The sequence below is a fragment of the Paraburkholderia sp. 32 genome (assembly GCF_050435345.1).
Lineage (GTDB): Bacteria > Pseudomonadota > Gammaproteobacteria > Burkholderiales > Burkholderiaceae > Paraburkholderia > Paraburkholderia tuberum.
Genome location: NZ_JBNDKD010000001.1, coordinates 3,315,150 through 3,322,248, shown reverse-complemented (window position 1 = coordinate 3,322,248; position 7,099 = coordinate 3,315,150). Strand labels below are relative to the sequence as shown.

Here is a 7,099-nt window from a genome sequence, read left to right as displayed (position 1 = left end):
TTCGGCGGTTCCGAGGGCAACCGCTTTATCGTGCTAGGTCTCGCGAAGCCGCTCGAGGACGTGCTGACCGGCGCCAATCAGCTCGGCACGCGGATCATTCGCATGGTGCTGGTGTTCAGCGCATTGTCGGTACTGCTGGCGATCCTGTTCGCGCGAGCGCTGACCAAGCCGCTGCATCTGCTCGCGTATGCGGCGACGCACCTGTTCGCCGACCACGCGATGCACACCTTGCCGCTCAAACGCACCGACGAAATCGGCGTGCTCGCGCGCTGCTTCGAGCGTTTGCGTTGCGAAATCCGCGCGCAGATGGATACGCTGCACAGCAAGCAGAGCGAGCTCGTGCATCTGGCCTCGCACGACGTGCTGACCGGCTTGCCGAACCGCATGCTGTTCATGCAGAAGCTCGAGAACGCGATCGAGGAGGCAAGCTTCCGCCGCGAAGGCCTCGCCGTGCTGTTCGTCGACCTCGACCGCTTCAAGCAGATCAACGATCAGTTCGGTCACTCGGTCGGCGACAAGGTGCTGGTCGCGGTCGCACGCCGTCTGAAGGACGTGCTGTATGCCGGGGACGTGGTCGCGCGGCTGGGCGGCGACGAATTCATCGTGCTGATCGAAGGGCAGCGCGCGGCCGAGGTCACGCCAGAAATCGCCGAGCGCATCATGGACGCGCTGAACGAAACGCTGACCGTCGACGGCAATAGCATGACGGTCGGCGCGAGCATCGGCATCAGCGAGTTCCCGCACGACAGCGGCAATGCCGAGGAACTGCTGCTGAACGCCGATGCCGCGATGTATGCGGCGAAATCGGGTGGCCGTTGCGCGTATCTGCGCTATCAGGATCTGCTCGCCATGCGGCTCGACGAACAGGCTGGGCAGGCGAGGGCTGCCCAGGCCCAGCTCGCCCAGGCGCACGCCGCGCGCGATGCGACCGAGGGGCGCGAGGCGGAGCCCACCGCGTGACGCGGTTTTACCCGCGCCGCTGAGGGTTTTCTATTGCCACGCCGCGATCGCGCCGCGAGTGCCTTCTTGCTGCAACTGTAGCAACGCGTGATCGAGCGTCAGGCGCGCTCAACCAGCCCACTCAAACGATCCGCACCCCTGCGCGATAAGTCGCGCGCGGCACCGGCAGCTTGTCGAGCATCGTCACGCGCACGAGATCCGCGCGCAGGCCGGGCTCGATCGCGCCGCGGTCCGTGAGGCCGGCGGTGCGCGCCGGCTCGGCCGAGACCGTTGCCATCGCGCGCGGCAGCGACCAGCCCGCTTTTTCGACGAGATCGAACACCGCGGTCAGCAAGCTCGACGGCACGTAATCCGACGACAGAATGTCGAGCAGGTCCGCGCGCGCGAGTTCGAGCGCCGACACGTTGCCCGAATGCGAGCCACCGCGCACGATGTTCGGCGCGCCCATGATCGTCGCGATGCCATGCTCGCGCGCGGCTTGCGCGGCGATGCGCGTGGTCGGGAATTCGGCGAGCACGATGCCCTCGGCCTTCGCCTGTTCGACGTGCTCGATCAGCGTGTCGTCGTGGCTCGCAACCGGAATGCCGAGCCGCCGGCAACGCGCGACGATCTCGCGGCGGTGCTCATCCGCGTAACGCTCCTGTTCGACCGCGAGTTCGGCGAGCGTGCTCGCGACACGCTCGTCGCTCATCTTGCCGTTGCGCTCCTGGAAGCGGCGCCATTGCTCGCGGTCGTGCCATTGGCGCTGGCCCGGCGTATGGTCCATCACCGACGCGAGCCGCAGCAGCGGATGCGCGCACAGCGAATCGAATACCTCGAGCACGTCGGCGGTCGCGATCTCGCAGCGCAGATGCAGAAAGTGCTCGGCGCGCAGCAGTCGACGCGTGGACAGCCGCAGCAGCGAATCGGCGCATTGCGTTTGCACATCGCGGTTACGCAGCCCAACGCTCGAGCGCGAGCCGATGGCGAGCGCGTCGAATACCGTCGTGATGCCGGCTGCGGCGACCTGCGCGTCGTGAATCACGAAGGCCGCGTCGGTATTCCATTCGACGCCGGGACGCGGCACGAGGTGCTTCTCGAGGTTGTCCGTATGCAGTTCGATCAGACCGGGCAGCAGATAATCGCCGTCCCAGTCTTCGGCGTCGCGCGCCAAACCCGCGCCGCGTTCGACGTCGCGAATCACGCCGTCTTCCACGCGCACGGTGCCAATGAATTCTTCGTCTCGCGTCACGATGCGAGCGTTACTGATCAACATCGACTTGCTCCGTAGTCAGTCGGGACTGGTGTCAATTTAGTGCCGCAGCGGCGGCCGCAGTTCCAGGCGGCGCGTCGCGACCTTGTTGCGGGTCTCTTCGTCGTGAAAGATACCAACGATCGCCGCGCCGCGCTCGCGCGCCTCGACGATCAGATCGGCCACAACGTCGCGGTTTTCCGCATCGAGCGAAGCGGTCGGTTCGTCGAGCAGCAACAGCGGATGTTCGGCGATCAAACCTCGCGCGATGTTCACGCGTTGCTGCTCGCCGCCCGAAAACGTCGCGGGCGCGAGGGACCACAAACGCTCGGGCACGTTCAGCCGCGCGAGCAATTCAGCGGCACGCGCGCTGGCTTCGGGTTCGGCGACGCCGTGCAAGACCAGCGGCTCGGCGACCAGCGCGAGCGTCGGCACGCGCGGGATCACGCGCAAAAACTGGCTCACATAGCCGACCACGCGACGGCGCAGCCGCAGCACGTCACGCGGTTCGGCACGGGTGATTGCAATGGGCCGGCCGTGATCGCTGGTGTCGCGAATCGCAATCGAGCCGCTGCTCGCCAGATAGTTGCCGTACAGACAGCGCAGCAGCGTGCTCTTGCCCGCACCCGACGGCCCGACCAGCACCACGCATTCACCGCGCTCGACCTCGAGCGACACGTTCGCGAGCGCGTCGATCCGCACACCGCCCTGGCCGTGCAGCGTGAAAGTCTTGCCGATGCCGATGGCGCGCAGCATCAGCGCCGCGTTGTCGGCGAAAGCGCGCTCGCCGTGGCGTGCATCGCTGCCTGCTTCATTGACTACCTCAGTGACTACCTCAGTGGATTGCATCGTGAGCCTCAAACCGGCAGAACCGAGGAAACCAGCGTTTGTGTATACGGGTGCTGCGGATCGTCGAGCACCTGATCGGTCAGACCCGCCTCGACGACTTCGCCCGCCTGCATCACCATCAGCCGATGCGCGAGCAGACGCGCGACGCCGATATCGTGCGTGACGATCAGCACCGACAGATGCAGCGTCGAGCTCAGCGTGCGCAGCAAATCGAGCAGACGCGCCTGCACGGACACGTCGAGACCGGCGGTCGGTTCGTCCATGAACACCAGACGCGGACCGGTGACGAGATTGCGCGCGATCTGCAGACGTTGCTGCATACCGCCCGAAAACGCGGCGGGGAATTCGTCGATGCGAGTGGGGTCGAGCTCGACGTGCTCCATCCATTGCGTGGCTCTGCGGCGAATTTCGCCGTAGTGGCGCGCGCCGACCGCCATCAACGGCTCGCCGATGTTGGCGCCGGCCGATACGCCGCTGCGCAGGCCATCGCGCGGATTCTGCTGCACGAAGCCCCACTCGGTGCGCGTCAGCAGACGGCGGCGCGGCTCGGACAGCGCGCGCAGATCGAGCGAGTCGCCATGCGACGCGGTGTAGTGCAGCGAGCCGCTATCGGCCTCGGTCTTCAGCGCCAGCGTGTTGAGCAGCGTGGTCTTGCCCGAACCCGATTCACCGACGATGCACAGCACTTCGCCCGGATACAGATCGAAACTCACGTTGCGGCAACCGTTGCGGCCGCCATATTGTTTGGTGAGCGCGCGTGCGCTCAGAAGCGGCGTCATGCGGATTCTCCTTCGCGCGTGGCGTGGGGCAGCGGCGCTTGCGCTTCGATAGCGCCGTCGCCGTCGCTATCGCCATTGCCGCGCCGCCCGTGACAGTAGTCGCTGTCCGAGCACACGAACATGCGCGTGCCCGCATCGTCGACGATCATCTCGTCGAGAAAGCTTTCCTTCGATCCGCACAGCGCACACGCGTGCTGCCACTTCTGCACTTCGAACGGATGATCGTCGAAGTCGAGGCTGCGCACCGGCGTATAAGGCGGAATCGCGTGAATGCGGCGCTCGCGGCCCGCGCCGAACAGTTGCAGCGCGGCGTTCATATGCATCTTCGGATTGTCGAACTTCGGGATCGGCGACGGCGAGCTCAGATAGCGATGATTGACGATCACCGGGTAGTCGTAGGTGGTCGCGATGCTGCCGTGATGCACGATGTCCTCGTACAGTTTCACGCTGATCAGCCCGTAATCGGCGAGCGCATGCAGCTTCTTGCATTCGGCGACGCGCGGCTCGAGCCGGTACAGCGGCTCGGGCATCGGCACCTGATAGACGAGGATCTGCCGCTCGGTCAGCGGCGTTTCGGGAATCCGGTGCCGCGTCTGGATGATCGTCGCTTCGCTCGTGTGCCGCGTGGTCGCCACACCCGTGGTGCGCGCGAAGAAGCGGCGGATGTTGACGGCGTTGGTGGTTTCGTCGGAACCCTGATCGATGACCTTCAGCGTGTCCGTCTTGCCGATGATCGCGGCCGTCACCTGGATGCCGCCGGTGCCCCAGCCGTACGGCAGCGGCATTTCGCGCGACGCGAACGGCACCTGGTAGCCCGGCACGGCGACTGCCTTCAGCAGCGCGCGGCGCAGCATGCGCTTGGTCTGCTCGTCGAGATACGCGAAGTTGTAGCCGTGCGCGGCGGTGTCGCATGAGGTATTGGCAACAGCGGTGTCGGGCGCGTTCATGCTGCCTGCTCCTTGTCGGTGGCGCGGCTTGTTTCATCGTTGCTGTGATGCTGCGCGCGCAAACGCCGCACCAGTTCCAGCTCCGCCTGGAAGTCGACGTAATGCGGCAGCTTCAGGTGCTGCACGAAGCCCGACGCCTCGACGTTGTCGCTATGCGACAGCATGAACTCGATGTCCTGCGTCGGTGACGCGAGCGTCTCGCCGAGTTCTTCGGCACGCAACGCGCGATCGACGAGCGCCATCGCCATCGCCTTGCGCTCCGAATGGCCGAACGCGAGGCCGTAGCCCTGCGTGAAGGTGGGCGGCACCGTGCCGCTGCCCGCGAACTGGTTGATCATCTGGCATTCGGTGATGTCGATATCGCCGATGTCGACCGCTTCGCCGAGTTCGTCGAGGTCCATCTCGACCGCGATCGTGCCGAAGCGGATCTCGCCCGCGAACGGATGCGAGTGCGCGTAGCCGCGTTGCGTCGCATAGCCCATCGCGAGCAGAAAGCCTTCGTCGCCACGCGCGAGATTTTGCAGACGCGTCGCGCGGCTCGCCGGAAACGCGAGCGGTTCACGCGACAGGTCGCCGGGTTCCGCGCCGTCGGGTGTCGGGCGCTCCTGTTCGATCAGGCCTTCCTTGTCGAGCAGCGACACGACGCGCGGCATCGATTCTGGCGCTGGCGGTTCTTGCGGAACGGGCGCGTTGCCGCGCGTCACGTCCTGCCGCGCGTCATCACCATCGGCGAGCAACGCGAAATCGAGCAGACGCTGCGTGTAGTCATAGGTCGCGCCGAGCAACTGGCCGCCGGGCAGGTCCTTGAACGTCGCCGAGATGCGCCGCTCGACCTGCATCGTTTCGGTATCGATGGCGCGCGTATAGCCGAAGCGCGGCAACGTGGTGCGATACGCGCGCAGCAGGAAAATCGCCTCGACCAGATCGCCGGCCGCCTGCTTGATGGCGAGCGCCGCAAGCTCCTCGTCGTAGACCGAGCCTTCGGTCATCACGCGTGCGACCGCGAGCCGCAACTGCTCGCGAATCTGCGCGACGCTCAGTTCGGCGATTCGCGTATCGCCGCGGCGCGCTTTGTCGAGCAGGCGCCACGACGCTTCGATCGCGCGTTCTCCACCTTTGACGGCAACGTACATCAGTTCACCTTCGCTTCAGTTGTGCGCGGCAGGCCGATCACGCGCGCGCCGCAAACCAGATAACAGTCGATGCCGCACGGAAACAGCGGCGCGAGCATTGCGCGTTCTTGCCAGAACCGCGCGGGAAGACCGACCGGCGAAATCGTTTCGGCATCCAGAATGCCGGGGCCGCTCAGCGTGACCGGTGCGCCGCCCGTCAGCGCGTCGACGCGGATCAGCAACGTGGCCGATTGTTCCGGTGACTCGGCGCTGCCGGGCGCGAAGCTTTCGAGCGATGGCAACGCGTCGGCATCGTGCACATACACGAATGCGGCATTGCCGGGCGCATCGACGAGCGGCGCGCCGGTATGAAAACGCAACGCCGACGCGAGCGCGCGATCAGGCTGCGCGAGCCACACCGGCGTCGCGTAGTCGCAGAGCGTCAGCAGTGCGGCAAACGCGGCGGGTTCGACCGGCGTGTTGCGCAACTCGGGCAGCACGTCGCGGATCACGCCGATCGTGCCGGGCCGCGACAACGCGTCGAGCAGCGTGCGAAACACGGCCTGGGTATCGTGGACCGGGTCCGCGAAACCCGGCGTCAGCGTGGACAACGCAATCGGTGAACGTTCCATCAGTCGCCTCGCACCATCGTGAAGAATTCGACGCGCGTCGCCGCGACGTCCTGTTGCTGTTGCGCGCCCCGGGCCTGCTGTTGCGCGGCGAATGGCTCGATCAATCGACGATGCAGGCTGTCGTGATGCTCGGGCATCTGCAGCAAGGCATCGGCGAGCGCGGCAAGCTCGGCGCGACGGCGGTCGCGTCCCAGATGGCAGGCGACGCCGACGGTGGCTTCGGCGTCGCCGCTGGCATGCAGACGCAGCGTGGCGCGCGTAACCGTGGCTTCGCCGAGATTGAACGGATCGCCGCTACCGCCGATGCGCCCGCGCACCATCGCGAGGCCGATTTCAGGGGGGCGCAGCCAGTCGTAGGCGGGGGTGGGACGGCCTTGCAGCGCGCGCTGCAGCGCGGCTTCGAGGTCGGCGCGCGGCGTGCGCGCCAGCACGGCCATCCAGGCGCGCCGCGCCGCCGAAGACACGACCGGCAACGGCGAAGAAGATGGACGGGGCGGAACGTAACTCGGGCTCATCGGATTTCCTGTCGATCCAGCGAGTGGGCATTGAAGCATCTATTCATCTAAACGTCTAGACGTTTATAAGCATA

General features: G+C 66.1%; 8 protein-coding genes. 1 reads left to right on the top strand and 7 read right to left on the bottom strand.

Annotation, left to right across the window (positions count from 1 at the left end):
- Positions 1-960: diguanylate cyclase domain-containing protein (locus tag OKW26_RS15335; protein WP_429354155.1), on the top strand; the 960-nt coding region annotated here is incomplete at its 5' end.
- A 121-nt stretch (positions 961-1,081) separates the two neighbouring features.
- Here OKW26_RS15335 and OKW26_RS15330 read toward each other — a convergent pair.
- The 7 genes from OKW26_RS15330 to phnG are packed head-to-tail and all read right to left on the bottom strand — an operon-like array spanning position 1,082 to position 7,025.
- Positions 1,082-2,215, bottom strand: a complete 1,134-nt coding sequence (locus OKW26_RS15330) for an alpha-D-ribose 1-methylphosphonate 5-triphosphate diphosphatase (RefSeq protein WP_429354154.1) — start codon at positions 2,213-2,215, stop codon at positions 1,082-1,084.
- 36 nt (positions 2,216-2,251) lie between these two features.
- On the bottom strand, positions 2,252-3,040 hold the full coding sequence (gene phnL / locus OKW26_RS15325; RefSeq protein ID WP_184060649.1) for a phosphonate C-P lyase system protein PhnL: 789 nt from the start codon (positions 3,038-3,040) through the stop codon (positions 2,252-2,254).
- Positions 3,041-3,048: 8 nt separating this feature from the next.
- Positions 3,049-3,819, bottom strand: a complete 771-nt coding sequence (gene phnK, locus OKW26_RS15320; protein ID WP_429354153.1) for a phosphonate C-P lyase system protein PhnK — start codon at positions 3,817-3,819, stop codon at positions 3,049-3,051.
- On the bottom strand, positions 3,816-4,766 hold the full coding sequence (locus OKW26_RS15315; RefSeq protein ID WP_429354152.1) for an alpha-D-ribose 1-methylphosphonate 5-phosphate C-P-lyase PhnJ: 951 nt from the start codon (positions 4,764-4,766) through the stop codon (positions 3,816-3,818). The genes phnK and OKW26_RS15315 overlap by 4 nt, the downstream gene beginning before the upstream one ends.
- On the bottom strand, positions 4,763-5,899 hold the full coding sequence (locus OKW26_RS15310; RefSeq protein ID WP_429354151.1) for a carbon-phosphorus lyase complex subunit PhnI: 1,137 nt from the start codon (positions 5,897-5,899) through the stop codon (positions 4,763-4,765). Before OKW26_RS15310 ends, OKW26_RS15315 begins: the two co-directional genes overlap by 4 nt.
- Positions 5,899-6,510 (bottom strand): phosphonate C-P lyase system protein PhnH, encoded by a 612-nt coding sequence (gene phnH, locus OKW26_RS15305; RefSeq protein WP_429354150.1) that lies wholly within the window; start codon positions 6,508-6,510, stop codon positions 5,899-5,901. The genes OKW26_RS15310 and phnH overlap by 1 nt, the downstream gene beginning before the upstream one ends.
- Positions 6,510-7,025 (bottom strand): phosphonate C-P lyase system protein PhnG, encoded by a 516-nt coding sequence (gene phnG / locus OKW26_RS15300; protein ID WP_429354149.1) that lies wholly within the window; start codon positions 7,023-7,025, stop codon positions 6,510-6,512. The genes phnH and phnG overlap by 1 nt, the downstream gene beginning before the upstream one ends.
- Positions 7,026-7,099 lie beyond the last annotated feature (74 nt).

Coding starts and splice junctions, on each gene's coding strand:
- OKW26_RS15330 (WP_429354154.1), bottom strand. CDS start 2,215: ATGTTGATCAGTAACGCTCGCATCGTGACGCGAGACGAAGAATTCATT.
- phnL (WP_184060649.1), bottom strand. CDS start 3,040: ATGCAATCCACTGAGGTAGTCACTGAGGTAGTCAATGAAGCAGGCAGC.
- phnK (WP_429354153.1), bottom strand. CDS start 3,819: ATGACGCCGCTTCTGAGCGCACGCGCGCTCACCAAACAATATGGCGGC.
- OKW26_RS15315 (WP_429354152.1), bottom strand. CDS start 4,766: ATGAACGCGCCCGACACCGCTGTTGCCAATACCTCATGCGACACCGCC.
- OKW26_RS15310 (WP_429354151.1), bottom strand. CDS start 5,899: ATGTACGTTGCCGTCAAAGGTGGAGAACGCGCGATCGAAGCGTCGTGG.
- phnH (WP_429354150.1), bottom strand. CDS start 6,510: ATGGAACGTTCACCGATTGCGTTGTCCACGCTGACGCCGGGTTTCGCG.
- phnG (WP_429354149.1), bottom strand. CDS start 7,025: ATGAGCCCGAGTTACGTTCCGCCCCGTCCATCTTCTTCGCCGTTGCCG.